General features: G+C 69.9%; 6 protein-coding genes. 1 reads left to right on the top strand and 5 read right to left on the bottom strand.

The genetic code is table 11. The annotated features are described in order from the left end of the window. Positions 1–15: 15 nt before the first annotated feature. Positions 16–1860, bottom strand: coding sequence for a polyketide synthase (locus MLP_RS01255; RefSeq protein WP_013861169.1), 1845 nt, complete (start codon positions 1858–1860; stop codon positions 16–18). Then, positions 1857–18038, bottom strand: coding sequence for a hybrid non-ribosomal peptide synthetase/type I polyketide synthase (locus tag MLP_RS27785; RefSeq protein ID WP_041789591.1), 16182 nt, complete (start codon positions 18036–18038; stop codon positions 1857–1859). Before MLP_RS27785 ends, MLP_RS01255 begins: the two co-directional genes overlap by 4 nt. Positions 18039–18308: 270 nt before the next feature. Between MLP_RS27785 and MLP_RS01265 the strand changes: the two genes are divergently transcribed. Continuing rightward, a complete protein-coding gene (locus MLP_RS01265) occupies positions 18309–19169 on the top strand; it encodes an AfsA-related hotdog domain-containing protein (RefSeq protein WP_013861172.1) in 861 nt (286 codons plus the stop codon). Between the two features lie 27 nt (positions 19170–19196). Here MLP_RS01265 and MLP_RS01270 read toward each other — a convergent pair whose 3' ends face one another. The 3 genes from MLP_RS01270 to MLP_RS25905 all read right to left on the bottom strand — a co-directional run bounded on the left by MLP_RS01270 (position 19197) and on the right by MLP_RS25905 (position 21104). Beyond that, the gene (locus tag MLP_RS01270) at positions 19197–19853 is read right to left on the bottom strand and encodes a ScbR family autoregulator-binding transcription factor (RefSeq protein ID WP_013861173.1); all 657 of its coding nucleotides are present in this window, start codon (positions 19851–19853) and stop codon (positions 19197–19199) included. Between the two features lie 184 nt (positions 19854–20037). Further along, positions 20038–20223, bottom strand: coding sequence for a DUF5302 domain-containing protein (locus MLP_RS01275; RefSeq protein WP_013861174.1), 186 nt, complete (start codon positions 20221–20223; stop codon positions 20038–20040). Between the two features lie 80 nt (positions 20224–20303). Next, complete coding sequence (locus MLP_RS25905; RefSeq protein WP_013861175.1) at positions 20304–21104, bottom strand: heavy metal-binding domain-containing protein; 801 nt, start codon at positions 21102–21104, stop codon at positions 20304–20306. Positions 21105–21122 lie beyond the last annotated feature (18 nt).

Consider the following 21122-nt stretch of genomic DNA (forward strand, 5'->3'; position numbering starts at 1 on the left):
GTTCCTCTTTCGCGGTCAGAGCCAGTGCGGCTTCTTCGAGTACGGATAGGGCATCAGGGTGAGGACGGTGCCGGTGCCGGCGGGGAAGAAGTGCTCCCAGTCCACGGCGGCTCCGGCGGCAAACAGCGCGGCGGCGGTCTCCAGCGGCAACCACCCGGGATCGAGGACCACCGTCCGCGGGTCGTGGTCCCCGGATCCGAGTGACACGGCCAGTTCGCTGCGGCCGGGTTCGGCGTCGGAGACCAGCAGGGGCGAGGCCAGCGCCGCGCGGAGCCGCTCCTCGCCGGCTGATGCGGTAAGGGTCGGCCGTAGCAGCACCCGTCGCACCGGGCGGTCCACGTGTGTCACACCGACCTCGCACAGCGCTCGGCTCGCTGGGTCGAACCGGACGGTCGCCCGCCAGTCGTAGGCGGGTCGGAACCGGGCCAGCGTCATCGCCAGGTTGTACGGGTCGACGTCACGCCTGGTGAGCTGGGCCGACAGGTCGTCGAGCATGCGGTGCAGGGCGTCCTCGTCTTGAGCGGACAGGCACAGCACGGGGCACGACAGCTCGGTGCCGCGGCGTTCCGGGTCTCCCTCTTCGATGACGACGTGCACATTCGTGCCGCCGAGACCCAGAGAGGTGATCGCCCCTTGACGTGGACGGTCTGCCACCCGTGGCCACAGTGTCGGCTCGGTGATCACCCGAAACGGGGTGTCCTCCAACTGCAGCAGCGGGTTCACGGTCTCCAGGTGCAGGTTGGGCACCAGCTGCTCGTGCTGGAGGCATAGCAGCAGCTTGGCCAACCCGGCCCCTCCGGCCGCCCCCAGCAGGTGACCGATGTTGGACTTGACCGATCCGATCCCGACCGCCGTGTCCCCGAAGTCGGACTTGCGGAACACCTTGGACAGGGCGTTCAACTCGATCGGGTCGCCGATCCGGGTCCCGGTGCCGTGCGCCTCGACGTAGGAGACCCGGGTGTGGTCGAGTCCGTCGGCGTAGCAGTCCCGGATGACGTTGGCCTGCCCACGGGGATTGGGGGCCATGATGTTCAACGACGATCCGTCGTTGTTGATGGCGTACCCCCGGATCCGACCGTAGATCCGGCGGTTGCGGCGCAGGGCGATGTCCTCGCGCTCGAGGACGCAGACCACCGCCCCCTCGCCCAGCAGTGTGCCGTCCGCCTTCTCGTCGAACACTCGCGTGTAGGGGTGTGAGGTGGTGATCCCCCCGATGGTGCACAGCTGCGCGTTGTAGGCGGCGCTGAACAGGTTGGCACCCCCGACGACCGCTCCGTCGCAGTCCTGATGGCGGATCGCGTCCGCCGCCTGCGTCAGGCTGGTCAGGAACGACGAGCAGGCCGTGTCCACCGCCATCACCGGACCGGTGAGGTCGTACTGGTGCGACACCCGGGCGGCGAGGGCGCTGTTGATCACGTTCATCACGGTGCGCGGGTGCACGTCCGCGGTCCCGTGCTCGTCGAGGTAGCGACAGACCAGCGGGTAGTAGCTGTTGCTGGCGATCGCCATGTGGACGGCATAGCGACGATCCGCCGCGCGGGGACCTGCCTGACGCCGAGTCTCCAAGAGGCCGGCATCGCACATGGCCTCGTAGCTCAGCTCCATCACCATCCGGTGCTGTGGGTCCATGAACCGCGCCTCGTCGGCCTCGATCCCGAAGAACCCGGCGTCGAAGTACTCGATGTCGTCGACCTCGCCAATGGTGTCGCGCCAGTGCGGGGCACGGGCCAGTTCTCGACGCCGTTCGCTCACCACGGCGGTGCGGTCGACCCCGTCGACCAGGAGCTGCCAGAACTCGTCCTGAGTCGTGGCGCCCGGCAAGCGCAGCGCGAGGCCGGTGATCGCGATGGGGGTGGTCACGACCGTGCTCCGATCGAGGTGGCCTCGAGCGATTCCACGGAGTCGGCCAGCCACTCCAGGTGCAGGTGCTCGTCGTCGTGCCACACGTTGACGTGGGTGTGAGCGAGACCCGGTCCGTCCGCCGTGGTTTGCGGCATCTCGTGGGCGGGAATGTGGCCCTGGAAGTTGACCAGGGTCAGCTGGAGCCTGCCCTGCTCGTTGCGATAGACCTGTTGGAGGTCGCCGAGCAAGCCGGATCGGTCGGGTGTCGTGCTCAGCCCGTCCAGGAAGTGGACGCCCTCCTCCCGGGTTCGGTCGAGCCGCTCGGCGATGCCGTGAGTGCCTGCTCCGTCGCGCAGCAGGACCGGAACGACGTCGAGGAACTCACCGACGCAGTCGGTGTAGTCCTGGCCGAGCCACCGTCGGCAGTCGTTGACCAGACCGACCGCGATCGACCTCTGACCGCTCAGCCGCGACAACTCCTCGTGCACGGTGCGAATCGCCAGCTCGAGAGGGTTGTGCCGCTCCAGCCGGAGGCTGCGCCGGCCGCGTGGGCGTGCCGAGGCGGGGGCGTCCAGCAGCGAGGCGTTGGCGGTGAGCCAGCCCGCGTAGTCGTAGCTGGCCAGCTCGGTGCCCCAGTCCGGCTCGACAGCGACCGCTTCGGCGTAGCGGCTGTATGGCTGGACCGTGGTGAGGTCGGCGCCGCGGACGAGGCAAGTGATCTCCTCCCGCAGGATCCCGGCGCTGAAGCCGTCGAAGATGCTGTGGTGAAAGGCCCAGACCAGTCGGACGCTGTCGTCGGTGTCCTGCAGGATGACGCACCGCCACAACAGCCCGCTGCCGAAGGCCTCCTCCGGCAGGGCCGCCGCGACCTCCTCGGTGACCTGCTGAAGCTGCTGGGGTTCGACACCGCGCAGGTCCAGCACCGCCAGCAGCGGCGCCAGTCCCTCGAAAGCCTCGGGCGGTAGCACCTCGAAGTGATCCCCGACGAGCCGCGCCCGCAGCATCTCGTGCCGCAGCACGATCGCGGCCACGGCATCCTTCAGCTGCGACAGGGCGACGTGGTCGATGGCGTGCAGGTACCCGCCCGTCGCCGCGCCGCTGGAGCGGTGCAGCCGAGCCGCCGCTCCTATCTCGAATCGGTAGTCGGGCTGCTCGTCGGTGAACGCCTCGGCCACCCGGACGCTGTCCGCGACGGCCCAGGTGACCAGACGCCGGACCTGCTCGGCGGCCAGGGTCCGGGTGGCACTCGGCTCGCTCCACACGCCCGCGTTCCCGGCCGTCGCCGACAGGATCACCGCGAGGGCCGCGGCGCTGGGGTGCCGGTACAGGTCGCTGATCTGCACCTCGAGGCCGGTCTCTCGCAGCCGGCGCACCACCGCGATGGCCTGCAGCGACTGGGCGCCGGCCGCGAAGAAGTCGTCGTCGAGGCCCAGCTCAGGGCGACCCAGCACCTCGCGGAAAGTCGCCAGGATCGTCAGGTCGGTCGCCGCCGTGGTCACCGTTGGGCCGGCGTCCTCGGTCCGAGCCGGCTGGGCCTGGCTCGCCAGTAGCCGGTGATCCACCTTGCCGTGCGGGGTCAGGGGAAGGCCGGGAAGCCGGACGAGGTGCTGCGGCACCAGATGGGGTGGCAACGCCGCGTGCAGCGCGGCGCGCAGGTCATCCTCGTCCGGGGCCGACGCGCCCGTGTAGAACGCGGTCAGCCGACTGTCGTTGCCGTCCTTGGTGTGGACGACGACAGCTTCTCCGACACCTGTGCAGGCCTGCACGGCGAACTCGATCTCGGACAGCTCGATGCGGTGGCCGGCGTGCTTGATCTGCCGGTCGGTGCGGTCCAGATACACGATCCGCCCTCGCTCGTCCAAGACCACCCGGTCACCCGTGCGGTACAGCCGTCGGCGGATCGCGCCGATCTCTGCTGGGAACCGCTCGGAGGTCAGGTCAGGTCGATGGTGGTAGCCGAGTGCGACGCCGGGTCCGGCCACACACAGCTCCCCAGGCACGCCGCGCGGCACGTCGGTGCCGTCCGGGTGCACGATGAACAGCTCTCGGTTGCGTGCCGGGTAGCCGATCGGCATCCGGTCGCCCTCAGGTGCTTCGTCGACGCGGTACCACGTCGAGCACACCGATGCCTCGGTCGGCCCGTACAGGTTGTACAACCGTCCGGGCCCCAGCACGTCGAACGCGCGCCGGGCCGCCCATGGCTGCATGGCCTCGCCGCCGACGTACAGCGCGGTGAGTCCGCTCACGGCCGCGGGATCCTCGGCCATCAGCAGGTGGAACACCGCGGTGATCAAGATGCCCGCGTCGATCCGCTCCTCGCGCAAGAACCTGGTGAGCATCGCCATGTCCTGGTTCAGCGTGTGGTCACCGAGGACGAGAGTCGCCCCGCTGAGCAGGGTGGCGTACAGGTCGAGGAGGGACGGGTCGAACGTCGAGCCGGTCAGGTACATGATGCGCTGGTCCGGCCGGTAGTCCATGTAGCCGTTGTCCACGCTGGCACTCAGGACACCTCCGTGAGACACCAGGGTGCCCTTCGGCTGTCCCGTCGTACCCGAGGTGTAGATGAGGATCAATGGGCTGGCGGCGGTGAGGTCCGCCGGCGGCGTGTAGGACCCCGCCAGGGCGTCCGGGCGGTACGCAGTCACCTCGGCGGACCACGGATGGGCGCCGGGATCGGTCGCCAGGACGACCCGGGCGCCGCTGTCGGCGAGGATGTGCGCAAGCCGGGGCAGGGGTGTTTGCGGGTCCTGGGGGATCTCGATGGCGCCGCACTTGAGCAGCGCGAGCCGGCAGAACACCTGCCACGGGTCGCGCTCCACCAGGCAGACCACGAAGTCACCGACGCCGACACCCGTTTCCTGCAGGCCTCCCGCGATGGAGTCCGTGATCCGGTCGACCTCCGCGTAGGTCCACTCGCGGCCGTGCCAGCTCAGGGCCGTCCGGTGGGCATGCTCGGTGAGGGCGGTGCGCAGCCGGTCGAGCAAGGAGCTGTCGATCTCCGGGCCGGCGGCCGTCAGCTCGGCCCGGCGCCGAGCGAGCTCGGCTGGTGACTCCAGACGCAGGTCGCGCAGCGGGCGCGACGGGTCCACGGTCAGCTCGACCAGGAGGAGGTCCAGCTGCTGCGCCAGGCGGCTGATCGTGCCGGCGTCGAACAGCTCGGTGCGGTACTCGATGTCCACCTCGAAGTCGTCGGCACGCTCGGCGATGCTGACCGACAACGCGTACCGGCTCATGATCGGACCGGGGGGCTGCAGTTCCAACCGCAGACCGTCGAGCTCGGGCTCGTCGGTGCCGACGGTGACGTAGTTGACCAAGACGTCGAACAGCGCGTCGTCCGGTCCCCCGGCGGCGGGACGGAGCTGGGCGAGCACCTGATCGAGGGGGGCCTCCTGGTGGGCGAGCAGGGCGAGAACGTCGTCTCGAACGGTCCCGACGGCGTCGGCGACGGAGTGCTCGGCCGCAGCCCTCAGGCGCAGCGGCAGCGTGTTCGCGAACATGCCCACCACCTGCTCGGACCCGCGCATCGTGCGTCCGGAGACGGCGGTCCCCACCACGAACTCCGGCTGGCCGCTGTACAGGCTCAGCAGCCGGGTCAGGGCGGTGAGGTGAACCATGTACGGCGTAGCACCGCAGGCTCGTGCCAGGTCGGCGACGTCTCGACGGCGGGCGGTGCTGACGAAGGTGTGCCGAGCGCCTTCGTGGGTCGCGGCGCCGGACGGCGTCCGGTCCGTCGGCAGCTCCAGCCGGGGAATCTCCCCGTCGAGCAGCTCGGCGAAGAAGGCCACGTCCTGGTCGAACGCGCCCGATTGGGTCCGTGCCTGGAGATCGGCGACGTAGTCGGTGTAGCTGATCGGAGCTCCGGCCACCGGGTGGCCCTGCAGCTCGGCGGTGATCTCGTCGGACAGGACCGCCAGTGAAGTCTGGTCGGCGACGATGTGATGCAGATCCAGGGAGAGGAAGTGCTCCTCGGCGCTGACCCGGACGACCTCGACGCGCAGCAGCGGCGCGCTGGAGAGGTCGAACGATCGCGGCCGGGCCTGCCGCCGTGCGGCAGCCTGGGCCGCGCTCAGGTGCAACACCGAGACGACGTCGTCGCCGCAGGCGTGGATGTGCTGCATCAGGCGGCCGCCCTCGAGGTGGAAGCTGGTGCGCAGCTGCTCGTGCCGAGCGACGAGACGGGCGAAGACGGCGCGCAGGGCGTCGACGTCCAACGGTCCGACCACCCGGTACGCCAGCGCCAGGTTGTAGGCGGTGGTGTCCTCCTGCAGGGCGCAGGCGGCGTACAGGCGCTGTTGCGCCGGCGAGGCCGGCACGACCTGTGGTGCCCTGGCGTCGGCCGGGGCCGGTTGGGGGAGCACCGGCACGAGGCAGGCGGCCGGCTCCGACCGGGAGCGGCGGGACTCGGCCAACGAGGCGAGGTCCCGATAGCGCGAGTGGGCGAAGACATCGGCCACGGTGAGCTCGGCGCCGGCCCGGTCTGCCAGCAGGGCACAGAAGCGTACGGCGGTGAGCGAGTCGCCGCCCGAGGCGAGGAAATCCGCGTCGGGTGTCGGCGCGGTCCCGAGCACCTCCGACCAGGTGGCGCGGATCGCGTCCACCGTCGCCGTCGGCTGGTCGGCCGTCGCCGATGCCGGCGCGGGGGCTGAGGCGGGCAGGGCGGGCTGGGCCACTGGTGTCGGCGTGGGGTGGCTCAGGCCCAGCAGGTGGTCCAGGCGGACGTCGGAGGTGAACCGGCGCCGCTCGAAGGCATAGCCGGGCAGTGGCACCCGACGGCCGGGGGTGCAGAACAGGCTCCGATCGACGTCGGTCCCGTGCACCCACAGCGAGACGAGCAGCTCTCGGACCAGCGCGGCATCCACGGGCCCGGACACGAGGGACACCGCATCAGCCGGCGAGGTGGACGGGCTCGTCGGCGCGACGCCGTCGCGCAGGCGCGTCACGATCTGATCCGACCTCAGCTCTCCGCGCACCGCTGCGGCGGCGATGCGGAGCAGTCGATCCGATCCCGGTCGGGCGAACAGGGCGTCCGGGCCGGTGACGCGCAAGACGGCGGCTCGCAGCACGAACTGGGCGACCCGGCAGACGCCGACCGGCACCGAGCGGGAACCCTCCAGCGCGGCCCGCAGTCGTTCGCGTACGTCGGCGTCGAAACCGTGCAGCTCGCGTTCGAGCGCCGCACGCAGCGCGGCTCCCGCCGGCGTCGGGTCGTCGCGGACCGTGCTCCCGAGCACGAGGTCCACGTCGTCGGAGACGTTCAGGGCGGCGCTGTCGTCCGACGGCTCGATCCAGCGGAATGTGCGGTCCGCAGCCGCCACCGCGGCCGCCCGTGACGGATACTGCGCGCGGCCCTGCGCCAGTGTGTACGAGACGTCGCGCAGCGGCGCGCCGCCATGGCAGAACGCTTCCAGGGCTTCCTGCATGCGCCGTCGGGAGTCATCGGTGCGCGCGGAGACCGGGAGCACGCAAGGACCGAGCTCGGACTCGTCTGCGGGGCGCTCGGGCGCGCGCTCGAGGACGATGTGCGCGTTGGTCCCCCCGATACCGAGCGAGCTCACGGCGGCGAGCCGCAGCTCGTCGGTGGGCACCATGACCTTGCTGGGCACGAACAGCGAGCCCTGCTGCTCGATCCGGGAGTTCAGCCCGGTGAAGCCGGCCATCGGCGGGATCTGACCGCGTCGCAGCACACCGACTGCTCCGAGGAGCCCGGCGATGCCGGCGGCGGCGTCCAGGTGCCCGATGTTCGCCTTGACCGAGCCGAGAGCGCAGGGTCGATTCTGCCCATAAGCCCTGGCCAGGGCGGCGTACTCGATCGGGTCGCCGAGTGAGGTACCCGTGCCGTGGGCCTCCACGAACCCGACCGCGTCAGCGGCGACACCGGCGTCGGCGAGCGCGGCCCGGATGACCTGCTCGTGGCCGCCGACGCTGGGGGCGGTGAAGCCCATCTTCTGGCCGCCGTCGTTGTTGACCGCGCTGCCGGCGATGACGGCATAGATGTGATCGCCGTCCGCGAGCGCGGCGTTCAGCGGCTTGAGCAGCACCACGCCACAGCCCTGGCCACCGACGGTGCCGTCGGCATCCTCGGAGAAGGGCCGGCACACACCGTCCCGGCTGAAGATCATGCCCTCGGACCAGGCGTAGCCCTCCCGGCGGGGGAAGTTCAGCGCGACGCCGCCGGCCAGCGCCATGTCGGCGTCGCCCTGGCGCAGACACCTCACCGCTTCGTGGACGGCGACCAGCGAGGTCGAGCAGGCTGACTGGACGGTCATCGCAGGACCGGTCAGGTTCAGCTTGTAGGCCACCTTGGTGGCCAGGAAGTCCTTCTCGTTGGCGGTCAACACCTCGTACGCGCCGATCGGGTCGCTGTTGCGACCGAGCAGGCCGGCCACCCAGGCGACGTTGCTGCCGCTGCCGGCGAACAGGGCGATGGTGGCCGAGTGCTCTCCCGGTACGTAGCCGGCGTCCTCGAGGGCGTGCCACGCGGTCTGGTGCAGCAGCCGCAGCTGCGGGTCCATCGTCTCGGCTTCCTTGGCGGAGTAGCCGAAGAAGTCGGCGTCGAAGACGTCGGCCTCCACGACACCGCGTGCGTTGACGTAGCGGGGGTCATCGATCAGGTGCTCGGGGATCCCGGCGTCCCGCAGCTCGGCGGGTGTGTGCCGGGAGATGCTCACCCGGCCGTCGAAGCGGTTGGCCCAGTACGTGCTCAGGTCGGGCGATCCGGGGAACTCACCGGCCACCCCGATCACCGCGATCTTGCGCTCGTCGCCGGATCGCTGCTCGGGCCAGTCGTCGAGGGCCGCGAGATCGTCCAGGGTGATGGGCGGATCGGTCTCCGGGTCGGCAGCGTCTCCCTGGTCATGGCGGTCGGCGTGCGGCCGGCTCAGCACGTCCGCCAGGCTCTGGGGCGTCGGGTGCTCGAACAGCTGGGTGAGTGGCACTTCCACGCCGAGCGTCTCGGCCAGCCGGTTGTTGACCAGCATCAGCTTGTAGGAGCTGCCGCCGACATCGAAGAAGTTGTCGCCCGCCCGGACGGCCTGGCCGAGGACGGACTCCCAGGCCGCCAGGATGTGGTCCAGCGTCTCCTGAGGTGTGACTCCGGGGGCTGCCTGTGCGGGGGCTGACTGTTCGGGGGTCGACGCGGGAGTCGGGGCATCGAGGACGTCGGCGCCCCGCTGCGTGGTCAGGAGCCGCAACGCGGCGCGGTCCACCTTGTCGTTCGGCAGCACCGGAAGCTCAGCCAGCAGCCGGATGCGGGCGGGTCGCATGTAGGAGGGCAGGGCTGCGGCGACCTCGGCCCGGATCTGTGTGGCGCGGTCGACGCCGTCCCTGGTGCAGTGGTAGAGGACGAGCGCGTCGTCCTCGACCGCGGCGACGGCATAGCTCACGCCGGCCACGCGCATCGCCGTCTGCTCGAGCTCGCCGAGCTCGATTCGGTTGCCGTTGACCTTGACCTGTTGGTCGATCCGCCCCAACACCTGGATCTCGCCGTCCGCGCGGCGCAGTCCCGAGTCGCCGGTGCGGTAGACCGTGATCCCGGGCAGTTCCCGGATCTCGGTGAACGCGTGGGCCATCCGCTGGGGATCGTTGGTGTAGCCGAGGGCCAGTCCTGGGCCGGCGATGCAGAGCTCACCGGTCACGCCCGCGGGCGCGATCGCGCCGGACTCGTCGACGATCAACGCGGCGGCACCGCGGATGGCGGTGCCGACCGTGATGTCGTCCCCGCGAGCGAACTCCTTGACGGTGGCGGTCACCGTCGTCTCCGACGGGCCGTACATGTTGAACACGCGCGCGTCGGTCTCCGCCTGCAACAACCCGAGCAAGCTCTCCGCGAAGTGCTCGCCTCCGCAGACGACGACCCGGAGATCCCGAAGCCGGTCGCGGAAGCGCGGGTGCCCGCACAGGGCAGCCATCTTCGACACCGGCATCTGGACGTGCGTCACGGCGAAGGCGGTGATCCGGGTCGCGATGGCGGCTGCGTCCTTCTGGTCGGCCACCGGGCAGATGTGCACGCTCGCACCGCATGCCAGCGGGATGAGGCTCTCGAAGGTGAAGATGTCGAACGTCGGGTCGGCCAGGCTGATGATGACGTCGCCCGGCGCGAACAACCGTCGCTCCTGGTGGTCACGCAGCAGGTTGGCCACTCCGCGGTGGGGGATGACGATGCCCTTCGGAGCACCGGTCGAGCCTGACGTGTACACGACGTAGACGGGGCTCTCGGCGGTGACTCGTGTGCCGTCGACCCCTGTGCCGTCGACCTCCGTGCCATGGGAGGCATCGAGGGTGCCGAGCCGAGCTTGGGTGCAGGTCGCGATGTCGAAGACGGTCGGGATGGCCGCGGCCGACGCCAGGCCCGCGGGCGCGAACCCGAAGCGGGGACGGAGGTCGTCCAGGATGCGGGCGTGCCGCGCGGCCGGCTGCGACGGGTCGAGCGGCAGATAGGCCCCGCCCGCCTTGAGGATCCCCAGCTGGGCCACGAAGAGGTTGACGTCGCGGACCGCGAACAGCGCGACCGTCTCGCCCGTACGCAGACCGGCGGCGCGCAGCCGGGCCGCCTGGGCGTTCGCCATCTCATCTAGTTCGGCGTAGCTGTAACGATCACCGGTGGCGTCGATGAGCGCGGTCGCCGCCGGCGTCCGGGCGGCCTGCGCGGCGATCACGTCGTGGATCGACCGGAACGGCTCGTCGATCAGACGAGCACGGATCTCCTCCGCCGCCGAGGGGCTCGGGAGCTGGTCGAGCCGGGCTCCGGCGTCCTCGCACACACTGGCCAACACCGCGTCGAGCTGCGCGACCAGGTGCTCGATGGTGGTGCCCAGGAACACGTCCGCCGGGTAGTCCACCTGCATCCTCAGCCCATCCGCCGACTCGGTGCAGGTGATCACGAGGTCCATCCCGACGGCGACGGGCGGCAGCTCGAGTTGATGAGCGGTCACGCCGTCGATGTCGAGCTCGTGGTGTTCGATGTTGTGGTAGTCGAGGGAGACGTCGCACAGTGGGTGCCGTGCGGCGTGGCGGCGTACGCCAAGGCGCTCGACCACCCGGTCGAACGGCACATCCTGGTGGGTCAAGGCGCTCAGCACCGACTCCCGGGTCTGCTCCAGGCAGTCGCTGAATGTCGTGTCCGCCGTCGGTCGCAGCCGGATCGGCATCAGGTTCACGAACATCCCGGCCATCTCGGCCGTCTCGGCCAGGGTTCGTCCGGTCACCGGCACGCCGACGACCAGGTCGGCGCGGCCGGCGGTCCGGGCCAGCACCAGCCCCCAGGCCGCGAGCATCGTCATGAACGGGGTCGCGGCGTGCCGGTCGCCGAGCCGCTTGATCGCCTCCACCCGGTCCACCCCGAGCCGCAGCTCGACGCGCCCGGCCGATGGCTCCCGACTTCCGCGAGGGTGATCGGGGATCAGCAGCTCGTCGGTGGGAGCATCCCGGAGGCCGGCCACGAGTTCGTCCTCGGAGGCGGTGAGGGCATCGGAGCCCTCGAGCTGGGCCAGGTGCATGACCACGTCGGTGTACTGCAGCGGCAGCGGCGGCAGTTCCTCGCGGTAGAGCCGGCTGAAGTCACGGCTGAGGATCTCGGCCGAGGTCGCGTCGGCGACGATGTGGTGGATGTCGAACAGCAGCAGGCTGCCCGCCGCGCCGCCGTCGACGATCGCCATCCGAAACAGCGGGCCGCGCTGCAGATCGAACGGTCGGACGAAGTCCGCCATCAGGCCGGCGACGGCCTGATCCGCGGTGTCTGCCGTGAGGTGCTCCAGCGGCCACTCCGCCGGCAGCTCCTCCACCGGCGTGATGCGCTGCCTGATGTCACCCTGACGCTCGAGGAAGGTCGTCCGCAACGGTTCGTGCCGGGCCGCCAGCCGGCGCAGCGCCAGGCGCACCCGATCGAGATCGAGTGACCCGTCCAGACGGGTGGCCGAGGCCATGTTGTAGACGAGCCCTGCTGGATCCAGCTTCGCCGCGAGGTACATGCGTTGCTGGGCGGGGCTCAGGGGATAGTCCGGGGCTGGTGCTGCCTTGCGCATCGAGCGGACGGAAGCCACCGGCGGACCACCGATTTCGCCGATTCCGCCGAAGCGCTGGGCCAGGCCGGCGGGCGTCGAGGTGGCGAAGACATCGGCCACCGTCACGGTGACGCCGAGCCGCTGTCGCAACTGGGCAGACAGCCCGGTCGCCTTGAGCGAGTCGCCCCCGAGGCTGAAGAAGTCGTCGTCGTCGGCCACGACCGAGTGTCCGAGCACGTGCTGGAACGCGGCCCGAACCTCCCCCAGCGCCCCGGACTCCGACCTCCCGGGGCCAGACGTCCCGGCACCGGACGCCTCGGCGCCGCCCAGGGGTGGTGGGGCGATCGAGAAGGGGATCGAGACGGTGGGCTCCGCCGGCGGCCTCAGGTCGCCGACCCCGCGGTCCTGCACGTGCGGTGTCTCGTCGAAGACGTAACCCGGCAGCGAGATCCGGCGGCCCGAGTCGTGGGCGCCGTCGAGAGGCAGCCCGGCACCCCACAGCCTGCCCAACGCGCCGAGCAGGTGCTGCTCGTCCGGGGTCGTCTCGGCCGCGTGGCGCAACACGTTGACGAATACCTGGTCCGGCCGCCGCGTGGGTTCCTGGGCCGCGAAGCTGGTCAGGGTCTGGCCGGGACCGAGCTCGATCCCGAACAGTGGCCCATCGGACAGCAGCGTGCTCAGGCACGTCGCGAACCGGACCTGGTCGGTGATGTGCTGGCCCCAGTAGTGCGGATCGGTCAGCTCCCCCGCCCGCGCCACGCAGCCTGAGCGGTTGGAGATGACCGGGAGCTCGGGGTCGCGGCTCTCGACCTCGGCGACGGCGTCGGCGAAGGCGCAGGCGGCCTCGGCCATCAGCGGAGTGTGGAAGGCGTGCGAGGTCTGGAGGCGGCTGCCCCAGATCCCTTCGAGCTCCAACCGGTCCAGTACGGCGTCGAGCGCTTCGCCGGTCAGGCCCAGGACGGAGCGTTCGGCCGAGTTCTCCAGGGACAGCCAGACCCCCTCCAGATCGGCGATGACGTCGCGAACCCGAGCGGCAGGCGCCGAGACGGCGATCATCACCCCGGGCTGCTGGGCCTGCATCAGCATCCCCCGGTGACGGACCAGGCGGACCGCGTCCTCGATGCTCCAGACGCCGGCCACCGCCGCCGCGGTGAGCTCGCCGATGCTGTGACCGACCAGGACGTCGGGCGTGATCTGGTAGGACTGCAAGACCTTCGTCATCGCGTACTGGGTGCTGAACAGCGCGAACTGGGACCACTCGGTCCGGTTGATCCGCGGGTCGGCCTGCCCGTAGATGACCTCACGGAAGACGTCGGCGTCGTCGGCGGGGAGCAGGGCGACCAGTTGGTCCATCCAGTGGCGGAAGCACTCTCCATCGGCACTGGAGCTGTGGTAGAGATCGCGACCCATGCCGCAGTACTGGTTGCCCTGACCGGAGTAGAGCAGTGCGGTGCGAGCGCCGGCGACCGTCGACGTCGCGGCCGCTGCGGCGATCCGCTGCGGCCAGGTGTCGCGGGCTTCGTCGGCTGCGACCACGAGGGTCTTGCGGTGCGGCAGCTGCGCCCTGCCGCGTCGCAGGGTCGTGGCCACGTCAGCGGTCGCGATGTCAGGGTGCTCGACCAGATGGGTCAGCACTCGGGCAGAGGTCCGCTCCAGGGCCTGCGGCGACGCCGCGCTGAATTGCAGCAGCTCGTACGGCTGTGGTCGCGAGCGGTCGTTGCCGTCGGTCCCGGCCCGGGGTGACCCGGAATCGAGCACCGACGGAGCCTCTTCGATGATCATGTGGACGTTCGTCCCTCCGACGCCGAAGGAGTTGATTCCGGCGCGACGTCGTTCGCCGGGCCAGGCTCGGCCCTGGTCGAGCACCGTGAAGGGGGTCGCGGCGAAGTCGATGTGTGGGTTGGGCGACTCGTAGTTGCAGGTCCCCGGCAGATACCGGCGCTGCAGGCTGAGGGCGACCTTGCTCAGGCCGACGGCCCCGGCGGCGGAGTCGGTGTGTCCGACGTTGCCCTTCACCGAGCCGAGCAGGCAGTGACCCGCGGGGGCGTCGGCGAAGGCGCGGGTGAGCGCGGCCACCTCGACGGGGTCGCCCAGCAAGGTGCCGGTGCCATGCGCCTCGACGTAGCTCACTGTGGCCGGATCGATCCCCGCGGACTCGTAGGCGGCTCGGATCGTCTCGTACTGGCCGTCCTCACTCGGTGCGGTGTAGGAGCCCTTTCGGCGGCCGTCGTTGCCGACCGCCGAGCCCTTGATCACGGCGTAGATCGGGTCGTGGTCAGCCAGGGCGGCCGCCAGCGGCTTGAGCAGCATCAGGGCTGCGCCGTTGGAGAACACGGTGCCGCGGGCCTTGGCGTCGAACGGTCGGCAGTGCCCGTCCGGGGACAGCATCATCCCGTCGACGTAGCGGTAGCCACCGTCGTTGGGCAGCTCCAGGGTGACACCCCCCGCCACGGCCAGGTCGCACTCCCCGGTGCGCAACGACTGCACCGCGAGGTGGACGGTGAGCAGCGACGTCGAGCAGCCGGTCAGTGCCGAGAGCGACGGCCCGGTCAGATCGAACTGGTACGACAGTCGCGTGCCGAGGAAGTGGTTGGTGGCCAGCGTGAAGTTCTGGTAGGCCTCGCCGAACACCGCCGGGTTCTGCAGACTCCTGCCGTACCAGGCGAAGTCGTCGTTGCCCCCGACGAAGACCCCGACTCGTCCGGGCAGCGACGTCGGGTCGTAGCCGGCGTCCTCGCACGCGCGCCAGAACGTCTTGTAGAGCAGTCGCAACTGCGGTGAGGTGACGTCGACCTCGGCGGGCGGGATCGCGAACAGGGCGTCGTCGAAGGAGTTCACTCCCGTGAGCCGGCCGGCCGCCTTGACGTAGTGGGGATCGCGGAGGTCGCTCTCGGCCACCCCGAGCCCGCGCAGGGCGTCGTCGTCGTAGAAGGTGATCGTCTCCTCACCACCACGGAGCTGCGCCCAGAACTCGTGGACGCCACCGGCCCCCGGGACCTGCAGACCGATGCCGATGATCGCGACGTCGTCGCTGCGGGCCTCAGCGTGGCGATCGTGATCGGGCTCGACGCCCGCGTCCAGAAGCAGCTTCGCCTGCTCGCCCACCCGCCGGAACCTCAGCAGGTCGGTGATCGGGATCTGCTGCCCGAACTCCTGCTGGATCAGTGCCTGCAGCCGCACCACGTTGAGTGAGGTCCCGCCCTGCTCGAAGTAGGACCGATCAGGATCGATCGTCGAGCTGCCCAGCGCCGCGCGCCACAGTCTGCTGAGGCGTTCGGCGACGGGCGAGGCGGGCGAGGCGGGTGCTGCCGGTGGTTCGACGACCGGTCGCTCGCTCACCTGTCCCAGCAGGACTCGTCGGTCGAGCTTGCCGGCCGCCGAGGTGGGGAGCTGCCCCAGCTGGATCAGTTCCGCCGGAAGCTGCTGCGGCTCCAGGGTCCGCGCCAGCTCGGCCCGGACGGCGCCCGCGTCGAGGTGACGCCGGGCGGTGAAGAAGCCCACCAGCCGGGCGGGCTCAGCGGACTCGTCGACCACGGCGGCTGCCTCGACGATCCCGTCCACCCTCAGCAGCGCGTGCTCGACCTCGCCGAGCTCGACCCGCACGCCGCCGACCTTCACCTGCCGATCGTTCCGCCGCAGGAAGGCCAGCCGCCCGTCCGCCCGCAGATAGCCAAGATCGCCGGTACGGTACATCCGCCGCTGGTGCGACTCATCGGTCGCCGGGTCGTACCACGGGTTGTCGACGAAGTGCGCGGCGTTCAGCTCCGGCCGGTTGAGGTAGCCCGCCGCCACACCCGGACCCGCGATGCACAGCTCGCCGGGCACCTCGACCCCGCAGAGTTGATCGTCGCGGCCCAGGACGTAGACGCGGTAGTCATTCAGCGCGGTGCCGATCGGGGTAATCGCCATCGCGGCGTCGGCCTTCCGCACGGTCGTGTGCGTCGCCCACATGGTGGCTTCGGTCGGTCCGTAGACGTTCTCCAGCGAGCAGGTCAGGGAGAGGGCGAAGAACCGGTCCACCACGTCGGTGGTCAGCGCCTCACCGCCGCAGAACAGGTACCGCAGCGAGGTCAGGTCGTCGGTCCGGTCCTGGGTCGCCACCATCTCCAGGAGCAGCCGCAGCATGGTCGGGGCGAAGTTCACGTGGGTGACACCGGCGTCCCGGATGGCGCCCAGGAGGGCGCCTGGGTCTCCTTCCAGTCCGGTCGGCAGGATGGCCAGACGCCCGGCTCCGACGAGCCACCCGTACACTTCCGTGCCGAAGATGTCGAAGCTGAACGACGTCTTCAGCAGGTAGACGTCCTCGGGGCCGAGCGGGTAGAGCCGCTCCAGATCGATAGCGGTGTTGTAGAGGCTGTCGTGGCGGATGATCACGCCCTTCGGCACACCGGTCGAGCCCGACGTGTACTCGATGTAGAGGACGTCGTCGGAGTGCAGCTCCACCGCATCCGGTTGTTCGGAGCTGCGGGTCCGCTCGTCGGTGTCGAGCGAGGTCAGCTCCTCCCACGTGTCGAGGTCCAGCCGAACCATCCCGTCGGGCAGCGCGAGGTCCAGGTCGGAGATCGTGAGGACGGCGCTGACACCGGCGTCGGTGAGGATGGCGGTCCGGCGCGCGGCCGGCGTGGTCGGCACCAGTGGCACGTACGGCCGCCCGGCCAGCAGGGTCGCGAACACGCCGACGAGCAGCTGGACGCCGCGGGGGAGCAGGATGGCGACGGGTCCGGAAGTGTCGCCGAGAGCTCTCCGCAGCCGACGCTGGACGAGGACGGCGGCATCGTGCGCCCACGCATTCGTATAGCTTCTCGTCGCGTCGCTCCAGGCGATCGCGGACGGATCGGCCTCCGTCTTGCGCAGGAACGCCGCGCCCAGATGGACCGGTTCCCAGTCGCGGTGATGCGTGTCGGACAGCTGCGTCAACAGCGCCGTGGTCTCGGCGTCAGAGTCGATCCGCAGGCACCCGGCTGGCGCGTCCAGGTTGGCCGGCACCTGCTCGAGCAGCCGCAGGTAGCGGCGGCCGAAGCGTCGGATCTGGTCCAGCGACAACGCGGGCTCCTTGAACTGGAAGACCAGTTCACAGTTGTCGCCGATCTGTTCGACCAGCACCGTCAGCAGGCCCGGGAACCGTACCCGATCGGATGTCGCCGCGCCGCGGACCCCCGCGGGATGCCCGGGGTAGCGGTCCTGGATGAAGGTGATGTCGAAGATCGGCTTCGTGGCGGGCCGCTGACTGAGCAGGTCGGTGATCGGGAAGTTCAGGTGCTTCCAGGTCTGCAGGATCTCGTGGCTGAGTCGCTCCAACACGGCGCGCACGGTGTGCGCCGGTGCGGCGTCGACCAGGATCGGCAGGGTCTTGAGGAAACAGCCGATGCTCTGCTCGGCTTCCGGCGACGAGCGGTCGGTGAACGGGGTCGCCACGCTCACCTGATCGGCATGCGCATACTGCCCGAGCAGCACACCGAAGACCCCCAGGTACACGGTGAACTCCGAGACCTCCGCTTCCTGGGCGGAACTCCGCAGCGCCCGGGCCAGTCCCTCGTCCACGGACATGCGGACTTCGCGGCCCGTCAGCTCACCCGTAGCAGGGGTGATCCAGTGGGAGAGGTTCGGGGCCTCGTGTCGACTCAGGCTGTGCTGCCAGAAGTCGCTTCGGAGAGCTGCCTTCCTGTCCGGCAGAGCCGAGGCCTGGTGTCGCTGGTAGATCTCGAAGCCGGTATCGCGCGGGACGTCGCGATCGATCGGCTCACCGCCGACAGCGAGCTCCATCAGCTGCTCGGCCAGGATGCTGACCGACAGCCCATCGGCGATGAGGTGGTGGCAGACCACGATCAGGCGGTCCTCCGCGTCGAGACGGCAGTGGGCGACACGGAACAAGGGAGGCGCCGAGAGGTCGAAGGCGGCGCCCGCCGTAGCTTCGGCTATCTCGCTCAGTTCGTCACGTACGGCGAGAGCATCGGGACGCCCCCGCAGGTCGTGGTGGACCAGGGACGGCTCGACCGAGTCCGCGAGCACGTAGGACACGCCGTCGACCCCGGCGGCGACCGCGCTGCGCAGCGCCGGCTGTCTCGTCATGAGCAGCCGGATCCCGGAATCGATCCGCTCCGGCTCTATGGGGTCGATCCGCAGCTGCAGCACCACGTTGTAGTCGGCGGGGTCCTTGACCTGGCTGTCGACGAACATGCCTTGCTGCGCGGGCGCCATGGGCAGAACCATCTCGGGCGACGCGACACTCAGTTCGCTCGCCTCCTCGGCATCACGCCATCGAGGTGTGGCCGTCCCCCGTGCTCGTCCTGTCATAACCAAAAACATACCGGGCGGCCGGTTTGTTCAGTAGGGCCGTCTCACCTATAGAGACGGATAGTCATTGACGTCGGAAATCTGCGACTAGCACGGCCAAAAGCCTACCGGTCGACCGGTTTGTATGTTTAGTGTGTCCAGCAGACCAATAACTTGTCTCAGGAGACGCCAGTCATGCCGCTGAATTGCACCGACCGCAGCACCGCCAGCTGGCGGGAAGTCACGCACAAACTGCACGACGAGAACGTCATGGTCACCTGGGTCGACGCACCCGAGAGGGGCGAACTCCTGGCTCTGGGCGACCGGTGCACGGTCGAGCTCTCACCGCGCATCGAGGGATGCCTCCTGACGTCTGCGGCAGCGCAGTCGCCGACGTTGCTGACTCTGGAGGCCCTTCGGCAGGCCGGCCTGGCCCTGGCTCACGTCTGCGGTTCGGCGGCGGTGGGGGTGACCATGCTCGCCAATGCGATCAGACTGCAGTGGCGCCGGCCGCCGGAACACCCGCCCGTGCGGGTGTGGTGCTCCATCGTGGTGACCGACGTCGTCTACCGCCGCGGGCGTCTGCACCGGCTGACGTTCGACGCCGAGATCTGCGACGAGACGACCCCGCTCGCGTACGGGCACGGTGACATGACCTGCATCCCGCACGCCGTGTACGCACGGATGCGTCGGGACGCCGCCATGTCGGAGCCCGCCGGGCGCCCGCCACAGCCGCTGTCCGATGTCGTCGTCACCGACAGTCGGCTGACGGCACGCACGGACTGGGACACCTCCGACCGGTTGATCTTCGACCATCCACTCGACCACGTCCCGGGGATGCACTTCGCCCTGGCTGCGCTGCGCACGCACGCCGCTCTGCGCGGCGTGGACTGGACCGAGGATCGTGGCGTCGAGCTGCAGTTCAGCACACTTGCCGAGCTCGATGGCGACCTGACGGTCAGTGCCCGGAGGGAAGTCGGCTACACGGCGATCGATTTCCACCAGGGCGGCAGCACGGTCGCGACCGCGCGGTGTCCAGATGAGGTGCTTGCCTGACCGAGCTGACCGGCGGGTCGCCCGGTGTCAGTGCGAGGTGGCCTGGTCGGCCGCGGATTCCGTCGAGCTGGGACCGCTACTCGATTCGGGGCGCACTCCCGCTTCCAGGGCAGGACGGAGCAGGGTCCACATGTCCTCGACTCGCTCCTCGAGGTCGCCCAGGCCCGACGAGACCAGCGACACCGTCTGCAGTCCGGTGAAGGCACCGACCAGGAACCGGGCCAGCCGAGCGGGGTCCACGTGCTCGGCCAGCTCGCCACGATCCTTGGCGGTCTGGGCCACGTTGCCGACCACCCGTTCCCAGGTCTCGTAGGTCCCGGCCAGGGTGGCGTCTTCGGTCTCGCCACGTTCGACAGCGAGACGCATCGCGGCTCGCAGGGTGGGATCGTTCAACAGCCGAGCGGCCAGTTCGCGGGTCATGCTGACCAGGAGGTCGAGGTAGTTGCCCGAATACGTGCGGGCGTACTCCTCCAATGCTTCGTTGGCTTCGTTCTGGGTGAGGACCATCGCGGAAGCGAGCGCCGTCTTGGACGGGAAGTGAAAGTAGAGCGCACCCTTGGTGACCCCGGCTTGGTGAGCGATCTCGGACAGACTCGCGCCGGAGTAGCCGTGCTTCACGAAGACATCCGCGGCGGCCCGGACGATCGCGCGTCGCGTCTGCAGTGCACGTGCTTGCGTTGTCATCCGCAACCTCCCGTGGTCGCCGGCATGGTCTCTGGGCCTCACGTCCTGCCCCCACGGGGGCCGTGACACGCTACCAGGAGACAACAGCTCGCGACCCTGGATGATGGTGCGTCGTCAGGGTCGTCTCCGAATGCTGGTGTCGGTCGTGGGCCAGATCACACCGGCGGGAACCTCGCGGGCGGGCCTATCCGCTCTTGCGCCGGAAGACCCGCTTGGCGTCGACCGGGCCGTGCGGGTGCGCGGAGGACTTGCCGGCGTCGAGATGATCCTCACCCTTACGCCCCTTCTTGGCGTCCAGGGCCTCCCGGAACTTCCGCTTGGTCTCGTCCTCCGTCGTCGCTGTCTCAGGGGATGTGTTGTCGGCGGTCATGCGCCATTGTCACCCGATGATCAACTGGGCAGTCAACAGGGTTCTCAGTTGGCCCCGGGTAGTCAGTTGGGGCTGAGCAGTCAGCCGGGCTGAGTAGGCGGTGGCCATTCCGTCCGCGGTGTCGAGATGGTGGGCTCGGACTCGGCACCGGACGCCGTGCTCACCGCGTGGTCGGCGCTGGTTTTCTGACCCGCGCTGGCCTGGTGGGCAGGGCTGTCGGCGGAGGTGGCCTGGGCAGTGTCCGGGACAGCCAGCGGGACCAGCTTGACCGCGGTGCCATAGGCGACCACTTCGCTCAGGTTCTGGGTGATCTCGCTGCAGTCATAGCGCAGACCCACGATCGCGTCGGCTCCGGCGGACTCGGCCATCTCCACGGCTCGGGCGACGGCTTCCTGCCGGGATCGGGTGAGCATGCTCACGTACCCGGCTTCCATCCCGCCGCCGCGTAGCTCTGGCGGCAGGTCGCGCCCGCGGGCGACGACGCCGACCACGTCACCGACGATCTCGGCGATCTCCCGCCCGGGCAGCGATTCCAGCGTCACCACCGGGACCGCCCGGGGCACCACCGTCGGACGCGACGGGGTCTGCGCCACCCACGGCCCCTGCTGGGTGTCCGGCTGCTGACCCGGAGGTGGCGGTGGACCCGGCTGCTGAGGCGGCGGCTGGCGGACGTCACGCCCGGCGTACGGGTTGGGCTGCTGGTACGGATTGGGCGGCGGCTGCTGGCCGTACTGGGGCCGCTGCCCGTACTGCACCGGCTGACCGTACGGTCCCTGGGGTGGCTGCCCTTGGGACTGCTGACCCGGCGGATACGGGCCAGGCTGCTGACCGTAGGGATTCTGCTGGTACGGATTCGGCGGCTGCTGCCCGTAGTTGGTCATGAGAGCAAGATACTCAAG

The sequence above is a fragment of the Microlunatus phosphovorus NM-1 genome (genome assembly GCF_000270245.1).
GTDB classification, from domain to species: domain Bacteria; phylum Actinomycetota; class Actinomycetes; order Propionibacteriales; family Propionibacteriaceae; genus Microlunatus; species Microlunatus phosphovorus.

Excerpts from the sequence above, each read along its gene's own strand:
- MLP_RS01275 (WP_013861174.1), bottom strand. The coding sequence starts at position 20,223 with ATGACCGCCGACAACACATCCCCTGAGACAGCGACGACGGAGGACGAG.
- MLP_RS25905 (WP_013861175.1), bottom strand. The coding sequence starts at position 21,104 with ATGACCAACTACGGGCAGCAGCCGCCGAATCCGTACCAGCAGAATCCC.
- MLP_RS27785 (WP_041789591.1), bottom strand. The coding sequence starts at position 18,038 with ATGGCGCCCGCGCAGCAAGGCATGTTCGTCGACAGCCAGGTCAAGGAC.
- MLP_RS01265 (WP_013861172.1), top strand. The coding sequence starts at position 18,309 with ATGCCGCTGAATTGCACCGACCGCAGCACCGCCAGCTGGCGGGAAGTC.
- MLP_RS01270 (WP_013861173.1), bottom strand. The coding sequence starts at position 19,853 with ATGACAACGCAAGCACGTGCACTGCAGACGCGACGCGCGATCGTCCGG.